Raw genomic sequence first — 17517 nt, forward strand, 5'->3', positions numbered from 1 at the left:
TATTTTTATTTCTCGAACAAATAAACCATATTCTGAATAATTAGATAAAGGTGAAGGAGCAGGCAATCCGAAAAACGCCCGGTGGCGCTACGCTTACCGGGCCTGGAAATTCCGCTTCCCGTAGGCCGGATAAGGCGTTTACGCCGCCATCCGGCACTTGCCCCTACTCACTCGGTAATCACAAACCGCGTCGCGGCAAAGCAGTTCAACACCCGGTGTACCAGAAATACCATGGTTAACGTTGCCACCAGCGCGACGGTGACGGAGGTGATGCGGTACAGATCGCTGAACACCAGGTCCTGTTCCGGGTGCAGGTTCTGGCCGAACATAATGCCGATGGTGGTGATGCTGGCAAACCCCACGCCCGCGCCGACTTTTTCCATCACGTGCAGGCGGGCGCTAAACGCCAGCCCGAGACCGATCAGCGGCATCATCAGCACCATATGGTTGCTGAAATCATAGATAAGCAGCTGCACCAGCAGAATATACAGGCAGGCCAGCACCACGCCGACCACGCGCCAAATCGAGCTAATCACCGCGCCGCGATAGTGCATCGGGAACAGGATCAAAATCCCCGCCATCAGCGCCGACAGCGAATCACTCAAATCACAGATCTGGAAGACCACAAAAATCATCGTCGCCACCGTGCCGGAAAGCAGCGACTCATGGCGCACCCGGGCGGCATCTTTCTCAATGCGCGGCGGCGGCTGGCGCGGCTCCACGTCCGGGATCAGATAATGCAGCAGCGCGCTCAGCGCCACCGCCATGACGCAGGCTTCCATATTGGAGAACATCAGCGTATGCCAGTTAGTGGTGGGATAGCTCATAAAGTTGAGCATCGTGCTCTGGCACACCACACCCATCGAACCGAGCAGAAACAGCGGCCCTTTGCTCATAAAACGAAAACGCATCACGTACAGGCCGAACACCACCAGCGTCATAATCAGCGGCCACTGCGACAGATAGCCGACGATTAGCACCATTTCAACGCAGTTCACCGCCGCGCTAAACACAAACTGGGTTGCCACATGGCGGTTAAATACCGGCACCAACGACAGCAGCATCAGCGGATAAACCACAAAGAACACGCCGTACTGCACGTTGTAAAAGGTCGAAATACTCAGTGCGATTGTCCCGGCGACGGAAATACGCAGGGTCTGGCGAAAATCATTGGCGGTGTAGACAATGTTCCCGTGCGGGGTAAAAACATGGGCCAGGGTGTTAATAGACATAGTGCAGCCAGCTAACGAGATGGATCTGCGCCCCGGCGAAGGTGCGTGCGAACATTCCTTCGCTGTTATACAGCTGTACCGTGGCGCGTGCCCCGGTCGGTAGCGGCGTGTCGAGCGGTTCGTTCAGCGCCACATGAATGCGCATACGCTGGGCATCGCGCACCCAGCGGGTTGACTGTTCCGGTTGCGACAGCTGGCCGTTAACCTGCTCCTGACCCGCCAGAATACCGGCATCACTACTGGTAACGCGGGCAGAGAAGACCTTGCCCGGCATGGCATCGAACACCACGGCGGCATTGGTATTTACCCGAGTGTGGCGCAGGCTTTTCTCGCGAAAGTCAGCCACAATATCCGTCTGGTGGCTGACCAGCGCCAGCAGCGGCGTAGCTGCAGTGGCATACAGTCCGGGGTTGAGCTGGAGGTTGCTCACCGTGCCATCGGTTTCTGCATGCACCTTCGTCCAGCCGAGATTCAGCTGCGCCTCGTCCAGCGCATTGCGATATTTTTGCAGCGTGACATTGCGGCCATCATCGCGCTCGCCGCGCTGGATCAGCAGGTTCTGAATACTGGCACTCAGCGCGGCGACCGACTGTTCACTGGTCTGCCAGGTGGTACGAACCTTGTCGAGATCGGATTGCGAGACGTTCTGCATCGTACTCAGCCGCTGGTAGCGGTCGAAGGTGGTCTTATCGTTGCGGGCAGTGAATTGTGCGGTACGCAGATTGGCGCGGGCAGAGGCAATCTGCGCGTCCAGTTGCTGATTGCTCAGCTTCGCCTGCTCAAGGGCGATTTGCGCGGCTTCGACCTTATTGATAAACGGTGTCGGATCCAGCTCGTACAGCAAGTCACCCTTCTTCACCTGGCTATTGTTATGCACATAAACCTGCGAGACGTAGCCGGAAACACGCGAGGAAACAGGCGTTACCACGCGCATCACCGTGGAGTCCGGCGTCAGCGGGATCCAGATATCGGCAACGATAAACCAGGCGAATATTACCAGGAAAGCGGCAATACTCACCCTTACCCAACGGGCAAATTTTTGTTCTGGGGTCATCATAGTTTTTTAGATCTTGTTATCTTCTTCGCGGATTGTCCGCAAATTGCAGGCGATTTGATTGAGCGTAGCGCTGAAAGAAGCGAGTTGCGCCTCAGGGATGGTGCAGGTGACGCGATGTTGGTATGTCTCAATCACCCGGTTAAGTTCTTCAAGCCTTAAGCGGCCTTGCGCGGTCAGCGTTAGCAGGCGGATGCGTTTGTCATAAGGCGATGTGGAACGCAGCAGATAGCCCTGCTTTTCCAGCTGCGAGAGGGTACGCATTAGCGGCGGCAGTTCAATGCCCTGCATTTGTGCCAGTTCACTGACCGAGACGTTGTCTCCCAGTTGATACAGTTGCATCAGTACCGTCCAGCTGGACTGCGTCAGGCCAGTATCGGTAATGGCAGCATCAATAATGGCCCGCCACTGGCGTACCACCATTGCCATGCGCATCCCCATTGGGCGGCGGGCAAACAGTTCATCTTCAGTCATGTTTCTTTCCCCTCATCGCGGAGAAGAAAATAATACTTATCAGGGTAAGTATCAAGAAACATACTAACCAGAAGCATGAATTGATAAATGTGGTGAATATAAAAGTAGCCGGGCTACGGTAGCCCCGGCCTTTGTTGGTGGAAGAAAAATCACTCCACCTGATCGCGTCGCAGCCCGACGTCCCGCAGCCGTTCATCGCTCATATGATGCAATACACGTCGCGTTTGCGCCCGTAGTCGCCACCGTTTTATTGCCTGCCAGATCTGCACCAATCCAATAAACGGCTGCTTTGCTTTATTCTCGTGAAATTCCATACCTTACCTCCCCGTCTTGCCAGAGGCTTTATCTTCCCGGATTTGGCCAGGGACAATACAGACTCACAAAGTACTTTTCTTTAACATACAGATTGGTTAAAAAGGATTCTGCATCGCATTAATTACGCCAATCTGTACTGGTTTTTTAATCTGTATGGTACCCATGAGGGATACAGCATGACCCGTTACCAACATCTGGCCAACCTGCTGGCCGAACGTATTGAGCAAGGGCTGTACCGTCATGGCGAAAAGCTGCCCTCGGTGCGCAGTCTGAGTCAGGAGCATGGTGTCAGCATCAGCACTGTACAGCAGGCTTATCAGACGCTGGAACAGCGCCAGTTGATCACCCCGCAGCCGCGCTCTGGCTACTTTGTCGCCCCACAAAAAGCACAACCCCCCGTACCGCCAATGTCACGGCCAGTGCAGCGTCCGGTCGAAATAACCCAGTGGGATCAGGTGCTGGATATGCTGAAAGGCAACGCGGACAAATCCATCACGCCTTTTAGCAGTGGCGTGCCCGATATTAATCAACCCAGCCTGAAACCACTGTGGCGCGAGCTAAGCCGCGTGGCGCAGCACAATCTGAAAGCGATTTTGGGCTACGATGAAATCTCCGGCTGTCGTGAACTGCGCAGTCAGATTGCGCGCCTGATGCTGGACAGCGGTTCAGTCGTCAATGCGGATGATATTGTCATCACCAGCGGCAGCCAGAGCGGCCTGTCGCTGGCGCTGCTGACGGTCTGCCAGCCTGGAGACATTGTTGCCGTTGAATCTCCGGCCTATTACGGCACAATGCAGCTGCTGCGCGGTTTGGGGATCAAAGTCATTGAGATCCCGACCGATCCAGATACCGGGATCAGCATTGAAGCGCTGGAACTGGCGCTGGATCAGTGGCCAATCAAAGGAGTGCTACTGGTTCCCAACTGCAATAACCCGCTCGGATTTATTATGCCGGATGCGCGTAAGCGAGCGGTGCTCGCCCTCGCCCAACGCCACGATATTGTGATTTTTGAAGATGATGTGTATGGCGAGCTGGCAACGGAGTACCCGCGCCCACGCACCATTCACTCCTGGGACAGCGACGGTCGGGTTCTGTTGTGCAGTTCGTTTACCAAATCCGTAGCACCAGGTCTGCGCGTCGGTTGGGTCATCCCCGGTCGCTATTACGACAAGCTGCTGCACATGAAATACGCTGTCATTGGCACCAACGTTCCTGCAACGCAACTGGCGGCAGCCACCTTTGTGCGCGAAGGTCATTACCATCGTCATATCCGACGCATGCGCCAGATTTATCAGCGCAATATGGAGATCTACACCTGCTGGGTGCGGGAGTACTTCCCCTGCGGCATCTGCGTCACCCGACCAAAAGGCGGCTTTATGCTGTGGGTGGAATTGCCACAGCAGGTCGATATGGTCTGTGTTGCCAAACAGCTGTGTCGCCTGAAAATCCAGGTCGCACCGGGTTCGCTGTTCTCCGCATCCGGAAAGTATCGCAACTGCGTGCGTATCAACTGTGCGTTACCGCCAAACGAGAAGCATCAGGAAGTGATGCAAAAGCTCGGCGAGGCCGTAAAGGTGGCGATAGAGTAAATCGGTACACCCGGCTACGCTTTTATCCAGTGGCTTAACCCCTGGATATCTTCAGCGGAAAGCCGGGTAATTTTTTGTACCGTGCTGATATCGATGCCATCTGCCAGCATGGTGCGGGCAATACGTAGCGCCTCATCACGTCGCCCCTCTATTAACCCTTCCTGTTTACCTTCTTGTTTACCTTCGTGCTTTCCTTCCTGCTGACCTTTGAGCCATCCTTTTTGAAAACCTGCCTCATGCAATCTGTCCGCGATCGTCATCAAATGCTCCTTATGCTGCGGTGAACGTTCGGCAATTGCACTGATAAACGTATTGAAGCGAGGTGCATCGCCGGTTCGCAAAATATAATTAAACAGCGTCTTTAGCTGACTGTCATTAGTCGAGCCGTTAACTAACAGGGAAACAAGTTGCTCGACCAGCCCCATAAGATCGCGCTGGCGAATATGTTTTTGGATTAACTCCAGCAGCGCCATACGTCGATGCTGCACAATTTCGTCATCCGGTATGACCGTAATATCCACCAGCGGAAATGCCGCAGCATACAGCTGACGAGCCAGTTTCGGGTTGGCAAACTCATCCAGCCAGCACAGTGAATAAGGGTACGGGCTTTTAGCGCCGTGATAAAACAGCATCGGCACCACCAGCGGCAGTTGCTGATGCCCGGCATCTAAATGTTTCTGCATGGCCGCTACCGCGTAGCGCATCAGTCTGAATGCCATATGCGCATCCGGGGTGCTTTGGTGTTCAATTACCACATAAATATATCCATCCCCTTCCGTCGTTTTCACCGACCACAACACATCGGAGTAATACGCACGTAAATCCTCTTCAATAAAACTATCTGACTCGAGTTTCAGCGTCTGAAAATCGCAAAGTTCGCGCAGCGAAGCGGGAAGATGTATTTGTAGAAAATCCCGAGCTGTCTCTGGGTGGCGCAAAAACGTTTTAAAAACCGCATCATGCGGTGTGGAAGTCGGTGCTGTATTCATGGCGGTCCGTCACCTGGAAATAAGATGCCATGACTTTAGCGTCAGAAAACTGCTCCCTCACCTGCGACTTTCTCTCTTTGCGAGACGTTATCAGAGATAAAAACGTCCCTTTGTAACGTCTGCATTTGTCTGGAACACGTCACGCAGAATCGCTATCTCAATGCACATTCCCGCGTTAAACCCCTTTAATTCCTACGCATTAACCCGATAAACTCGTTTAATTATCATCCAATCCGCATTACACTGCGGGAGGTTATTTTCCGTTCAACGTTCTCTTCCCGAGGTGTAATGTGCTGATTGTCACTTGTAATCGTTACGTTTTCTGACCTGAGTCAGAGAGGCGTATTTCCTGTTTGCGTTTCACGCAGGCAGCGTTTTTGATTACATGAAATTCAGTACATCTGCAGTCTGTTTTTTCTGTCACCAGCCAGGCGTCTCTAAGACGGTATTGAATTTCGCTATTCCCGTTGAGGGTTTTCTCCCGACAAGGAGTTGTTTTATGCAACGGATTCTCGCGTTTTTCGCTCAACGCGCCACAACGCTATTTTTCCCTATCGCGCTGATTTTGTATGACTTCGCGGCCTATCTGTCGACGGATCTGATCCAGCCCGGCATCATCAATGTAGTGCGAGATTTCAACGCTGATGTCAGCCTGGCTCCTGCTGCAGTCAGTCTGTATCTGGCGGGAGGGATGGCGCTGCAGTGGCTGTTGGGGCCGCTTTCCGACAGGATTGGCCGCCGACCGGTACTGATTGCCGGGGCGTTAATCTTTACGCTGGCCTGCACGGCGACACTCTTCACTACCTCGATGACACAATTTCTGATCGCGCGTTTCGTGCAGGGCACCAGCATCTGCTTTATCGCCACAGTCGGTTATGTCACGGTACAAGAGGCATTTGGGCAAACAAAGGCCATTAAGCTGATGGCCGTTATCACTTCCATTGTACTGGTGGCACCGGTTATCGGCCCGCTCTCCGGGGCGGCGCTGATGCACTTTGTCCACTGGAAGATCCTGTTTGCCATTATCGCCGTCATGGGGCTTATCGCCCTGGTTGGGTTAGCCCTGGCGATGCCGGAGACCGTCCAGCGCGGTGCTGTGCCGTTCAGCGCGTGCAGCGTACTGCGTGATTTCCGCGACGTTTTCCGCAACCGGGTGTTCCTGTTTGGCGCAGCCACGCTGTCGTTAAGCTATATCCCGATGATGAGCTGGGTGGCGGTCTCGCCGGTGATCCTGATTGACGCGGGCGGTATGACCACATCGCAGTTTGCCTGGGCACAGGCTCCGGTATTTGGCGCCGTGATCGTGGCCAACATGGTCGTCGTACGGTTTGTGAAAGATCCGACCCGACCGCGCTTTATCTGGCGGGCGGCACCTGTTCAACTGAGCGGGCTGGCAGTGCTGATTGTCGGTAACTTACTGTGGCCGCACGTCTGGCTGTGGTCGGTGCTGGGAACCAGCCTGTATGCGTTTGGTATTGGGATGATCTTCCCAACGCTGTTTCGTTTTACGCTGTTTTCCAACAACTTGCCGAAAGGTACGGTCTCCGCATCACTGAACATGGTGATCCTGACGGTGATGGCCGTTTCTGTCGAAGTCGGGCGCTGGCTGTGGTTTAACGGTGGCAGACTGTCGTTTCATCTGTTGGCGGTGGCCGCCGGGATCATTGTGGTATTTACGCTGGCGGGTTTATTAAAACGGGTACGCCAGCATGAAGCAGCTACGTTAGCCACTGAAAACTAGCCTGTCAGATGCTTATCCGGCCTGTCACAATGACATAGTAGTAGGCCGGATAAGGCGCCTGCGCCGCATCCGGCTAAGATCACACCATCTTAAGCAATGCGCGCGAAACCTGCGTCCAGATCGGCAATCAGGTCATCAACATCTTCCAGGCCAATATGTACCCTGACCAGCGTTCCGCTGAAATCCACATCCCCGGCCGGGCGGATGCTGTTCAGTTCTTCCGGCTGGTTAGCGAGGATGAGTGACTCAAATCCGCCCCACGAATAGGCCATATGGAACAGCGAAAAGTTATCGAGGAAATTCGCCATCTGTTCGTCGGTCAGCCTCTTTTTCAGCACAAATGAGAACAGTCCCGAGCTTCCCGCAAAGTCGCGCTGGAAATACTCATGCCCCGGACATTCCGGTAATGCCGGATGATTCACCCGCGCCACCTCCGGTCTTGCCGACAGCCAGCGAGCAATATGGATGCTGCTCTCCTGATGCTGCTTAAGACGTACCGCCAGGGTACGCAGTCCGCGGCTACCGTTGTAGGCCGTATCGGCATCCAGCGTTTGCCCCATCAGGTAAGAGTTTTCGCGCAGACGATCCCAACAGCGGGCGTTCGACACCGCCGTGCCCAGCATGCCGTCCGAATGACCGATGGTGTACTTCGTTCCCGCCTGAATGGAAATATCCACGCCATAATCCAGCGCTTTGAACAGCACGCCCGCCGCCCAGGTGTTGTCGATCATAATGACAATCTCCGGATTCACCGCACGGATCGCCTTCACCATTCCCGGCACGTCCTGAACTTCCATGGTGATTGAACTCGGGGACTCGAGGAACACCACCTTTGTTTCCGGACGCAGAAGATCGACGATACCCGCGCCAATCAGCGGATCGTAATACGTGGTTTCCACGTTGAATTTACTCAGGATCTTATTGCAGAAATCCTGGGTTGGCTCGTAGGCGGCACCTGTCATCAGAATATGATCGCCACTTTGGACAAACGCCAGAATCGCATTGGTCACCGCCGCAGCGCCGCACGGGTACAGCGCGCAGCCTACGCCGCCTTCCAACTCACTCATTGCTTTCTGGAAAGCAAAGTGGGTGTAGGTTCCGCGACGACCGTAAAACAGTTCGCCGTTCGCACGGTTCGCGGTGGCAAATTTTTTGTCCTTCACGGTATCAAACACCAGCGAAGAGGCACGTTGGATCACCGGATTCACCGCGCCCTGGGTGTAGCGTTTATCGCGTCCAGCCACGACCAGATGTGTTTCAAGCTTCATTGCGTCTTTCATAACTTCTCCTGTTCTTAATCCGTGTGAAAACCTATACCACCGCAGCAGTAGAGTTGATTTCAGTATTGGTCTGCTTTTTTCCAGCGAACCGTTCAACAATCTGCGCCGCATTCAAATCATGGATAACGTTAATCAGTGTGGCCGGCGCATCGGTAATGGTGCCCAGTACCACCAACATCGGGATCGCTTCCATTGGCAGCCCCAGCGTGGTGACGATAAAAATTTCACCGAGGAATGCCCCGCCCGGCACACCGCCGACGATAATGGCGGAGAGCACCGCAATCAGCATGGTCAGGAAGAAGGTCTCAGTAGTGAACTCCATGCCCAGCACGGAATAGATAAAGACAATTTTCAGCGCGGCAATCATCGCTACGCCGCCTTTATTCAGGTTAACCAGCAGCGGAATAGAGACATCAACGATTTCCGGGTTGATCCCCATCGCCTTACCGGCACGCAGCGTCACCGGCAGCGTTCCCAGCGAAGAGCAAGTCCCCAGCGCGGTAGCCGAGGGTTCAATCGCATTGCGCCAGAAGGCTTTAACCGCCGGGATACCCCCCCCTATATATGAATAGAGAATAGAGCCAAAAACGAAGTAGACCAGCGTGGCGACCATAAACAGGCCAATGGCGCGGGCAAAGGTTAACAGCAGCGCAGAGTCCTGGCTGGCCATGGTGGCAGCGAAATAGCAGCCCAGACCCACCGGAGCGACCTTCATAATGATCGAGACGATCTTCATGATCACGGTATTAGCATCTTCCAGCAGCGACGCAATGCGTTTACCGGCCTGATCCGATTGACCAATCGCGACACCGGCGATGATCGCCATTACGATCAGCGCCAGAATATTGGACTTAGAAAACAGCCCAATAAAGTCGCTGGTGGTAATCATGCTGACAAAATCCATCTTGCCGCTGCCCGCCTGCACGGACTGCGAGAGATCGATGGTGACGCCCTGCGCCGGGTTATACCATAGCGCCAGCGCTACGATCCCGGCCGCCGGAATAAAGGCCATCGCGATCGAAACAATAAAGATGATCGCCATAATACGTCCCAACCTTTTCAGGTCGGTCATACTGGCGATAGACGACATGACGCTGATCCCCACCAGCGGCACAATAATCATAAATAACAGGTTCAGGAATATCTGACCTATCGGCTGGAGTTTGCTGGCAAACGTCGGGGCATAAATACCTAATAAGCCGCCAATCACCAGAGCAACTAATAAAATAATCGACGATCTGTAGGGTTCGAGTCGTGACCACATAATCGGTACCTTTAGAATAATAATTAATGAGATTAAATTCACAATGTGATGAGTTTCCGTTTCGCCTCCTTTTATTTTGTGACGCAACTCACCTAAGTTGTTATTTTTTCATTTTGCCAGCAGGTTGTTTCCTGTGATTCAATAGTTGCATGTTTAAAAGGCGAATGTAACGGCCTATTCGTACCGTTTTTGCAAATCACTTGTGAATAAAAGGAAACTATGAGTACGCCGATTTCACTCAAGCATCTGGAGTTTTTCGTCAAAATCGTCGACTGTGGAGGTTTATCGGAGGCCGCCGCTCAGCTTAATGTGTCGCCGTCGGCGGTCAGCAAAAGTCTGACGGCGATGGAAGATACATTGGGGACAACATTAATTAAGCGCACCACCCGCAGTATTACCTTAACCGATGCCGGGCAATATTTATTTAACCGCGCCAATAAGTTACTGACAGAATTTGATGAAACGCTGAATACCACCTCTGGTTATTATCACAGCCCGCAGGGGGAATTACGCATAACCTGTTCCATTGCTTTTGGTTATTCGCGGTTGGTAAATCTGGTGGATAAATACCGCTCACAGTTCCCCGATGTGAACCTGTATATCGATCTCAACGATAACTTCGTTAATCTGAATGAAACAGATTTCGACATCGCCCTGCGCATCTCCACCGCACCACCGCAGAACTATGCCATGCGCAAGCTGGTGCCTATCCGCTGGGCGTACTGCGCATCGCCAGGATACCTTGCCAAAAAAGGCATGCCCCAGCGCCGAGGCGATCTGGTGGATCATGACTGCCTGGTTTACCCCGGTCTCACACCGGTGCTGAAGGTGGCCGATGAACAGGATCGTCTGCATCAGTTAAAACTGCATATGCCTATCCAGGCTAACAGCAGTCTGGTATTGCTGAAGTCAGTGCTGGAAGATCAGGGCGTGGCGTATTTACCCACCTATCTGATTGGCGATCATATTCAAAAAGAAGAGGTTACGCCGCTAATGCTCGACGGCACCATCACCTGCGAAACCCACGCCCTGTATGCGCTCTATTTTCCCAGCAAGTACAGCAATCCGAAGGTGCGCTCGTTTATTGATTTTCTGGTCGCAGAACTTGGCCCGCTACCGGCCTGGGATAACTGGATCCCAGGATAAGCGCTTCCCCTCTAAAATGGGAGGCACACCACAAATTTTGCGCGATCCCGCCGTCTGGCTCTATCCTTAAGCCTATGAATAAAATTGCTGAACTCAAACGCGCCAAACGACTGGCGCTCTCTCTGCTGCTGGCCGCCGCCGCCACCTTCGTCATTACGCTGTTTCTGCCACCTAACTTCTGGGTGCTCGGGATCAAAGCGATTGCCGAAGCGGCAATGGTGGGCGCACTGGCGGACTGGTTCGCCGTAGTAGCGCTTTTTCGCCGGGTGCCAATCCCATTTATCTCGCAACATACGGCGATCATCCCGCGCAATAAGGACAGAATTGGGGAAAATCTTGGGCAGTTTGTTCAGGAGAAATTCCTCGATACGCAGTCTCTGGTCGCCCTTATTCGTCGCCATGAGCCGGCACTGTTGATTGGCAACTGGTTCAGCCAACCGGAAAATGCCCAGCGTATTGGCCAGCATTTACTGCAAATCATGAGCGGATTTCTCGAACTCACCGATGATTCGCGTATTCAGCGGCTTATTAAACGGGCGGTGCATAAGGCGATCGACAAAGTTGATCTTTCCGGCACCAGTGCGCTGATGCTGGAAAGCATGACCAAAAACAATCGTCACCAGGCGTTGCTCGACACGTTGATCGCTCAACTGATCGCCCTGCTTCAGCGCGACAGTTCGCGAACATTTATTGCCCAGCAGATCGTACGCTGGCTGGAGACCGAACACCCACTCAAGGCGAAGATCCTGCCGACCGAATGGTTAGGTGAACACAGCGCCGAGCTGGTCACTGATGCCGTCAACTCTCTGCTGGATGATATCAGCCACGATCGGGCACATCAGATCCGCCACGCCTTCGATCGCGCCACATTAAGGCTTATCGAGAAGCTCAAACACGATCCGGAGATGGCCGTCCGGGCAGAGAGCCTCAAAAGCTATCTGAAAGAAGACGAAGCCTTTAACCGTTATCTCGGCGAACTGTGGGCTGACCTGCGCCAGTGGGTGAAAACTGACATTAACGCCGACGATTCCCGCGTGAAGCAGCGCATCGCCAGCGCCGGACAATGGTTTGGCGAAACGCTGGTTGCCGACGGCGCCCTGCGCACTTCACTGAATGAACATCTGGAGCAAGCCGCACGCAAGGTCGCGCCAGAGTTCGCCAGCTTCCTGACGCGCCATATTAGCGACACGGTGAAAAGCTGGGATGCCCGCGATATGTCACAGCAAATTGAGCTAAACATCGGCAAAGATTTGCAGTTCATTCGCGTCAACGGCACGCTGGTTGGCGGCTCTATCGGACTGGTGTTATACCTGTTGTCGCAAATTCCTTCCCTGCTAACGCTGGCGAATTTTTAAGGAGAAAAATTCAATGACGATGAACATCCGCATTTTTTCCCTGCGCGAGACGCCGGAAAAGCGGCACGAGGTCACCGCTTACTTTCAACAACAATGGGCCTCAGAAGACTCCATGAAGGTTTACGAGGATGCGCTGCATCGTTGCATTGGCGCAAAGAACCCACTACCGCAGTGGTATTGGTTGCAGGATGGCGACAGCATTGTTGGCTGCGCCGGATTGATCACCAATGATTTTATCAGTCGCGGCGAACTGTGGCCGTGGCTATGTGCGCTCTATATCGATCCTCGCTATCGCGGGCACGGTCTGGCATTTCGCCTGATTGAACATATTGCGCAGCAGGCCAGACAGCTGGGGTTTATGCAGCTCCATTTGTGTACCGACCTGGAAGGTTTATACGAGAAAGCAGGATTTTACTTTGACGGGCCAGGCTATCATCCGTGGGGGGAAGTGTCACGGGTCTACAGTCGTAATCTGTAAACGCGCAATTGTTGTACATCAATAAAGCCTGACATATTACAGGGTTATAATGCGGCGTCTTTTTACTGTCTCCCGTGTTACGGGGAAGGAAAATCATGTCGCTCATCACCGATTTACCCGCCATTTTCACTCAATTCTCCGACGCCCGTCAGAAAGGTTTTCTCACCGTAATGGATCTTAAAGAGCAAGGTATTCCGCTCGTTGGAACCTATTGCACCTTTATGCCGCAGGAGATTGCGATGGCGGCGGGCGCGGTTGTCGTTTCCCTATGCTCGACCTCTGATGAAACCATTGAAGAAGCCGAAAAAGATCTGCCGCGGAACCTGTGTCCGCTGATCAAAAGCAGCTACGGTTTTGGCAAAACCGACAAATGCCCCTACTTCTATTTCTCTGACCTGGTGGTGGGCGAAACCACCTGCGATGGTAAAAAGAAAATGTACGAATACATGGCCGAATTTAAAGCGGTACATGTAATGCAACTGCCCAACAGCGCCAGCGATGCGGCTTCGCGTGCGCTATGGAAAGCCGAGATCCTGCGTCTGCAGCAGGCCGTCGAAGCCCGTTTTGGCACAGCCATTACCGAAACTGCGCTGCGTGAAGCCATTATTCTCAAAAACAAGGAACGTCGGGCGCTGGCGAATTTCTACCGCGTTGGTCAACTTAACCCACCCGCACTTAGCGGCAGTGACATTCTGAAAGTCGTCTACGGCGCCACTTTCCGTTTTGATAAAGACGCGTTGATCGACGAGCTTAATAGCATGGCCGAGCGCGTACATCAGGAATGGCAGGCCGGGAAACGTCTGGCGTCACGTCCGCGCATCCTGATAACCGGCTGCCCCGTTGGCGGCGCAGCAGAGAAAGTCGTTCGTGCTATTGAAGAAAACGGCGGTTGGGTCGTGGGTTATGAAAACTGCACCGGCGCAAAGGCCACCGAACAATGCGTGGCGGAAACCGGCGATGTCTACGACGCGCTGACTGATAAGTACCTCGCCATCGGCTGCTCCTGTATTTCTCCAAACGATCAACGTCTGAAGATGCTCAGTCAAATGGTTGACGAGTACCAGGCTGACGGCGTCGTCGATGTCATTTTGCAGGCTTGCCACACCTACGCCGTTGAATCGCTCGCGATTAAGCGTCACGTACGCCAACAGCACAACATTCCTTATATCGCAATTGAAACCGACTACTCCAGCGCGGATATCGGCCAGCTCAGTACCCGTGTCGCCGCCTTCATTGAAATGTTGTGAGAAACGCGGATGACATACTCAATAGGGATTGATTCCGGCTCCACGGCGACGAAAGGCATTTTGTTGGAAGGTAACATCATCAGGCGCCGCTTCCTTTGCCCAACACCTTTTCGCCCCGCAGATGCGATCGCGCAGGCATGGGAAACGTTGCAGGCTGGGCTGGAGAACAGGCCATTTTTAACCCTCACCGGGTACGGACGGCAGCTCGTCGATTATGCCGATAAACAGGTCACTGAAATTTCCTGCCACGGACTGGGGGCGCGATTGCTGGCTCCCGGCACCCGCACAGTCATTGATATCGGGGGTCAGGACAGTAAAGTCATCCAGTTGGATGACGATGGCAATCTCAGCGATTTCTTAATGAATGACAAGTGCGCTGCCGGAACCGGGCGGTTTCTGGACGTCATCTCACGCACCCTCGGCGCCAGCGTAGAGCAGTTGGATACGATTACTGCTGGCGTCGAACCACATGCTATTACCAGCATGTGTACAGTATTTGCCGAGTCAGAAGTCATTAGCCTGCGCTCTGCGGGCATCGCGCCGGAGGCGATTCTGGCTGGCGTGATCAACGCAATGGCCAGACGCAGCGCGAACTTCATCGGGCGGCTTTCAGCCCAGGCACCGCTGCTATTTACCGGCGGAGTCAGCCACTGTCACGCCTTTGCCCGTATGCTTGAAGACCATGTAGGCATTCCCGTACACACGCATCCCGACGCACAGTTTGCCGGTGCAATCGGGGCTGCATTGATAGGCCAGCGTCAGGGGAAACGTCAGTGAAGGAAACGCTGTTCTTGTTTCATTCCACCGTCGGTGTCATCAAAATGCGCAAGACGCTACAGGCCGCAGGGGTCCGCTTTCGGGTGGCGGATATTCCCCGCGAGCTTCGCGGTGGCTGCGGACTCTGTATCTACATCGACTGTGTTGCTGGCATGGAGGAAGAATGGGTGATTCCAGGACATACCGAATCTATCTACCGCCAGGAAAACGGAGACTGGCGCTGTATAGCCGCGTTCCCCGCCTCCTGAACATGCCGGATTAGCGTGAAAAGCTGATATATACTCGGATTATCCAGGGGATAAACAACAGCTTATAGTCGGTATAGACCACCACTCCGCTAACGCCATAAATATATCCTCATCAGATTACTCTGCAATTAAATGTCAGCATTTAATAACCTGCAAATAACAGTCAAACACCTCTCTAAAAACTTTATAATTCACTTTTACGTATATACCTTTGCTGATAGCACATGCGTAAAAATGGACATATTAATTAAATTGCAACAACACTTCTGGGAAGAGTACATGTCGAGGTTGAAAAAACTCATACTTGGGTTGATTATTCTGGCTGGTTTAATTAGCACGGTAGGCGATTATAAAAACTTTGGTCTATTTGGTGCGACAGGATTGTTTATTATCTTTCTGCTAACAACCGTTTTCTTGTGGCAGTGGGCTTCCGGAAAGTTTCCGGCGGTAGCCAAAATACAGGCTATTATTATTTTACTGGCCAGTGCTATTGCTTCTATTTTTGTTATCAACATGGCAATAGCCGGAAACTTGCATGTAGACCTGATGGAAGTCATGCGTATCTCCATTACGCATAATTCTCTTTTTTACCTCATTCTCTGTGCCGTTGCATGGGTAAAAGTGGATATCTGGAAATGGCTATTTAGCGATCTGCAGTCGGAGCAAAACCAACCGCTGTGAGCCTCAAAAGCATGTAAAAAAGGCGTCTTACTAAAGACGCCTTTTGCAATCATCACAAAAACTTAGAACTGGTAAGTCAGGCCAGCAACAACCTGGTTATCGTCGTTTTTGCCATCAAGCAGGTTAATTTTATAACCTACATCGGCCACCATGTTTTTGTTGAAGTAGTAATCAGTACCCAGCGCAACGTATTCGGTCAGGTCAGTGTTGTCATTGTCACGCGCATGAACGTATGCCACGTTCGGACGCAGGCCAAAATCAAACACATAGGCAGCCATCGCTTCAAAATGCTGTGCTTTGTCCGCATCCTGAATCAGGTTGTGGGACTCGCCGTACATGGTTGCAACGTAGATAGCATTCGCGTCATATTTCAGACCAGCGCCCCAGAACTCAGCGTTGTCACCTTCCCACTTACCGTCTTTATTGCCTTTCTTTTGGGCTGCGGTAATTGAGCTATTTGTATAGGTCGCAATGGCAGAAACGCCGGAATCCGCAATATTGTCATAACCCAGCGAGAAGCCGTAGCCATTACCGTGCTGTTTTGCCGGGTTAGCGTTAGAGTCATCCTGGCCCTGATACTGCGCGCCAACGTTCAGACCATCAACAGCACCAAACAGATTTTTGGTGCGGAGTGTTGCAACGCCAGAAGTGCGTGTAGTAAGGAAACGGTCAGTATCCTCAAAGGAGTCGCCACCGAACTCTGAAAGAGTGTCAGTGTAAGCTCCCACATCGTAAGCGATACCGTAGTTACGACCGTAGTCAAAGCTAACGTCATGGCCGTAATCCAGACCAGCAAACGCCAGACGTGTATTAACGCCATTCTGTGACCCTTCTGCCTTAGAAGCATCAAACTGACTTTCAAACTGGCCGTAACCGGTCAGTTGATCGTTAATTTGAGTCTCACCGCGAAAACCCAGACGCGCGTAAGTACCATCAGCATCTTTACCGTCAGTCCAGGAATGTACCGCTTTTACTTTGCCGTACAGATCCAATTTGTTGCCATCTTTATTATAAATTTCCGCTGCATGAACGGAGGTTACCCCTAATGCCATTACAGCTAATGCCACTACTGACTTTTTCATGTTGTTACTCACTTTTAATTGTGAATTTTGCTATCAACTTTGTTATGAAGGCAAAACGCCTGCATAAAAAAGTCCCCTATGGATTAAGGGGAAACACCAATAACACACCAAAAAACATACCGATAAAGGTAATAATGAAGTGGCAAGACATATTTCATTTTGGGTTTTAAATAAAACCCGAACAGAGAGATACTACTTTGAACTTTCGCTTTCGCTCTCATTAATAGAGCGATGTAACATTAACGCTTCCGCAATAATGTCTTGTTTACTTTTACGCGTTTCAAATGCCAGTGTTCGAACATATTCCCAAAGAGAAGTATCAACACGGGCACTTAAAAGGACCATATCTTTAGATCGGGTCCCTCTGGCTTTTCGGATATCGGGATAATCTCGAGAAGGCATTTTTAACTCCTGAACGCAATAACACGCTTATGGCGATGAAATATGCAGTCAGTGTAAAAACATGTCAACGGCAAAAAAAAATCACAATAGTAATGAAACTGTTAATAAACCCCAAAAAAGTGGAACGATATTTCAAATGAAAGATAACTTGATTGTAGAATAA

General features: G+C 52.2%; 18 protein-coding genes. 9 read left to right on the forward strand and 9 right to left on the reverse strand.

The window, feature by feature from the left end:
• Positions 1-167: 167 nt before the first annotated feature.
• The 4 genes from NNO02_RS19245 to NNO02_RS19260 form a co-directional block, all read right to left on the reverse strand.
• Positions 168-1232 (reverse strand): DUF2955 domain-containing protein, encoded by a 1065-nt coding sequence (locus tag NNO02_RS19245; protein ID WP_271455508.1) that lies wholly within the window; start codon positions 1230-1232, stop codon positions 168-170.
• A complete protein-coding gene (locus tag NNO02_RS19250; protein ID WP_271449406.1) occupies positions 1222-2289 on the reverse strand; it encodes an HlyD family secretion protein in 1068 nt (355 codons plus the stop codon). Before NNO02_RS19250 ends, NNO02_RS19245 begins: the two co-directional genes overlap by 11 nt.
• 6 nt (positions 2290-2295) lie before the next feature.
• A complete protein-coding gene (locus NNO02_RS19255; protein WP_271455509.1) occupies positions 2296-2760 on the reverse strand; it encodes a MarR family winged helix-turn-helix transcriptional regulator in 465 nt (154 codons plus the stop codon).
• 149 nt (positions 2761-2909) lie between these two features.
• Entirely contained in the window at positions 2910-3074 is a 165-nt protein-coding gene (locus tag NNO02_RS19260; RefSeq protein WP_267448186.1) for a DUF1127 domain-containing protein, read from the reverse strand.
• Between the two features lie 177 nt (positions 3075-3251).
• On the opposite strand from NNO02_RS19260, the gene NNO02_RS19265 reads away from it, so the two are divergent.
• Positions 3252-4664 carry an aminotransferase-like domain-containing protein gene (locus NNO02_RS19265; protein WP_271442249.1) on the forward strand — a complete coding sequence of 471 codons (1413 nt, stop codon included), beginning with the start codon at positions 3252-3254 and terminating at the stop codon, positions 4662-4664.
• Positions 4665-4678: 14 nt separating this feature from the next.
• Here the strand turns inward: NNO02_RS19265 and NNO02_RS19270 are convergent, their stop codons facing one another.
• Positions 4679-5653: an Rpn family recombination-promoting nuclease/putative transposase gene (locus NNO02_RS19270; RefSeq protein WP_271442250.1), complete on the reverse strand. Its 975-nt coding sequence runs from the start codon at positions 5651-5653 to the stop codon at positions 4679-4681.
• A gap of 499 nt (positions 5654-6152) precedes the next feature.
• Here NNO02_RS19270 and mdtM point away from each other — a divergent pair, with 499 nt between their 5' ends.
• Positions 6153-7394, forward strand: coding sequence for a multidrug efflux MFS transporter MdtM (gene mdtM, locus NNO02_RS19275; RefSeq protein ID WP_271442251.1), 1242 nt, complete (start codon positions 6153-6155; stop codon positions 7392-7394).
• 89 nt (positions 7395-7483) lie between these two features.
• On the opposite strand, the gene metC is transcribed toward mdtM, so the two are convergent.
• Both metC and NNO02_RS19285 read right to left on the reverse strand, forming a co-directional pair.
• Positions 7484-8674 carry a cystathionine beta-lyase gene (gene metC, locus NNO02_RS19280; RefSeq protein WP_271449410.1) on the reverse strand — a complete coding sequence of 397 codons (1191 nt, stop codon included), beginning with the start codon at positions 8672-8674 and terminating at the stop codon, positions 7484-7486.
• A 31-nt stretch (positions 8675-8705) separates the two neighbouring features.
• A complete protein-coding gene (locus NNO02_RS19285; protein WP_271442253.1) occupies positions 8706-9938 on the reverse strand; it encodes a dicarboxylate/amino acid:cation symporter in 1233 nt (410 codons plus the stop codon).
• A gap of 219 nt (positions 9939-10157) precedes the next feature.
• Here NNO02_RS19285 and NNO02_RS19290 point away from each other — a divergent pair, with 219 nt between their 5' ends.
• The 7 genes from NNO02_RS19290 (at position 10158) to NNO02_RS19320 (ending at position 15870) form a co-directional block, all read left to right on the forward strand.
• Positions 10158-11084 (forward strand): LysR family transcriptional regulator, encoded by a 927-nt coding sequence (locus NNO02_RS19290; RefSeq protein WP_271455510.1) that lies wholly within the window; start codon positions 10158-10160, stop codon positions 11082-11084.
• Between the two features lie 74 nt (positions 11085-11158).
• A complete protein-coding gene (locus tag NNO02_RS19295) occupies positions 11159-12439 on the forward strand; it encodes a DUF445 domain-containing protein (protein WP_271455511.1) in 1281 nt (426 codons plus the stop codon).
• 13 nt (positions 12440-12452) lie between these two features.
• Positions 12453-12917, forward strand: coding sequence for a GNAT family N-acetyltransferase (locus NNO02_RS19300; protein WP_271442256.1), 465 nt, complete (start codon positions 12453-12455; stop codon positions 12915-12917).
• A gap of 95 nt (positions 12918-13012) precedes the next feature.
• A complete protein-coding gene (locus NNO02_RS19305) occupies positions 13013-14164 on the forward strand; it encodes a double-cubane-cluster-containing anaerobic reductase (protein WP_271455512.1) in 1152 nt (383 codons plus the stop codon).
• Positions 14165-14173: 9 nt separating this feature from the next.
• Positions 14174-14941, forward strand: coding sequence for a putative 2-hydroxyacyl-CoA dehydratase activator YjiL (gene yjiL / locus NNO02_RS19310; protein WP_271455513.1), 768 nt, complete (start codon positions 14174-14176; stop codon positions 14939-14941).
• Positions 14938-15189, forward strand: coding sequence for a DUF3343 domain-containing protein (locus NNO02_RS19315; protein WP_271442259.1), 252 nt, complete (start codon positions 14938-14940; stop codon positions 15187-15189). Before yjiL ends, NNO02_RS19315 begins: the two co-directional genes overlap by 4 nt.
• Before the next feature lie 234 nt (positions 15190-15423).
• Entirely contained in the window at positions 15424-15870 is a 447-nt protein-coding gene (locus NNO02_RS19320) for a hypothetical protein (protein ID WP_271455514.1), read from the forward strand.
• A 62-nt stretch (positions 15871-15932) separates the two neighbouring features.
• Here the strand turns inward: NNO02_RS19320 and NNO02_RS19325 are convergent, their stop codons facing one another.
• Together NNO02_RS19325 and NNO02_RS19330 are read right to left on the reverse strand one after the other, a co-directional pair.
• Positions 15933-16952, reverse strand: coding sequence for a porin (locus tag NNO02_RS19325; RefSeq protein ID WP_271455515.1), 1020 nt, complete (start codon positions 16950-16952; stop codon positions 15933-15935).
• Between the two features lie 192 nt (positions 16953-17144).
• Entirely contained in the window at positions 17145-17354 is a 210-nt protein-coding gene (locus tag NNO02_RS19330) for a hypothetical protein (RefSeq protein WP_137345740.1), read from the reverse strand.
• Positions 17355-17517 lie beyond the last annotated feature (163 nt).

The sequence above is a fragment of the Citrobacter sp. Awk 2 genome (assembly GCF_028069815.1).
Classification (GTDB): Bacteria; Pseudomonadota; Gammaproteobacteria; order Enterobacterales; family Enterobacteriaceae; genus Citrobacter.

What these genes read in the sequence shown, in the direction of transcription:
- NNO02_RS19290 (WP_271455510.1), top strand. Translation starts at nt 10,158, where the DNA reads ATGAGTACGCCGATTTCACTCAAGCATCTGGAGTTTTTCGTCAAAATC.
- NNO02_RS19270 (WP_271442250.1), bottom strand. Translation starts at nt 5,653, where the DNA reads ATGAATACAGCACCGACTTCCACACCGCATGATGCGGTTTTTAAAACG.
- NNO02_RS19320 (WP_271455514.1), top strand. Translation starts at nt 15,424, where the DNA reads ATGGACATATTAATTAAATTGCAACAACACTTCTGGGAAGAGTACATG.
- NNO02_RS19295 (WP_271455511.1), top strand. Translation starts at nt 11,159, where the DNA reads ATGAATAAAATTGCTGAACTCAAACGCGCCAAACGACTGGCGCTCTCT.
- NNO02_RS19300 (WP_271442256.1), top strand. Translation starts at nt 12,453, where the DNA reads ATGACGATGAACATCCGCATTTTTTCCCTGCGCGAGACGCCGGAAAAG.
- NNO02_RS19330 (WP_137345740.1), bottom strand. Translation starts at nt 17,354, where the DNA reads ATGCCTTCTCGAGATTATCCCGATATCCGAAAAGCCAGAGGGACCCGA.
- NNO02_RS19260 (WP_267448186.1), bottom strand. Translation starts at nt 3,074, where the DNA reads ATGGAATTTCACGAGAATAAAGCAAAGCAGCCGTTTATTGGATTGGTG.
- NNO02_RS19305 (WP_271455512.1), top strand. Translation starts at nt 13,013, where the DNA reads ATGTCGCTCATCACCGATTTACCCGCCATTTTCACTCAATTCTCCGAC.
- NNO02_RS19265 (WP_271442249.1), top strand. Translation starts at nt 3,252, where the DNA reads ATGACCCGTTACCAACATCTGGCCAACCTGCTGGCCGAACGTATTGAG.
- mdtM (WP_271442251.1), top strand. Translation starts at nt 6,153, where the DNA reads ATGCAACGGATTCTCGCGTTTTTCGCTCAACGCGCCACAACGCTATTT.
- NNO02_RS19250 (WP_271449406.1), bottom strand. Translation starts at nt 2,289, where the DNA reads ATGATGACCCCAGAACAAAAATTTGCCCGTTGGGTAAGGGTGAGTATT.
- metC (WP_271449410.1), bottom strand. Translation starts at nt 8,674, where the DNA reads ATGAAAGACGCAATGAAGCTTGAAACACATCTGGTCGTGGCTGGACGC.
- NNO02_RS19255 (WP_271455509.1), bottom strand. Translation starts at nt 2,760, where the DNA reads ATGACTGAAGATGAACTGTTTGCCCGCCGCCCAATGGGGATGCGCATG.
- NNO02_RS19285 (WP_271442253.1), bottom strand. Translation starts at nt 9,938, where the DNA reads ATGTGGTCACGACTCGAACCCTACAGATCGTCGATTATTTTATTAGTT.
- yjiL (WP_271455513.1), top strand. Translation starts at nt 14,174, where the DNA reads ATGACATACTCAATAGGGATTGATTCCGGCTCCACGGCGACGAAAGGC.
- NNO02_RS19245 (WP_271455508.1), bottom strand. Translation starts at nt 1,232, where the DNA reads ATGTCTATTAACACCCTGGCCCATGTTTTTACCCCGCACGGGAACATT.
- NNO02_RS19325 (WP_271455515.1), bottom strand. Translation starts at nt 16,952, where the DNA reads ATGAAAAAGTCAGTAGTGGCATTAGCTGTAATGGCATTAGGGGTAACC.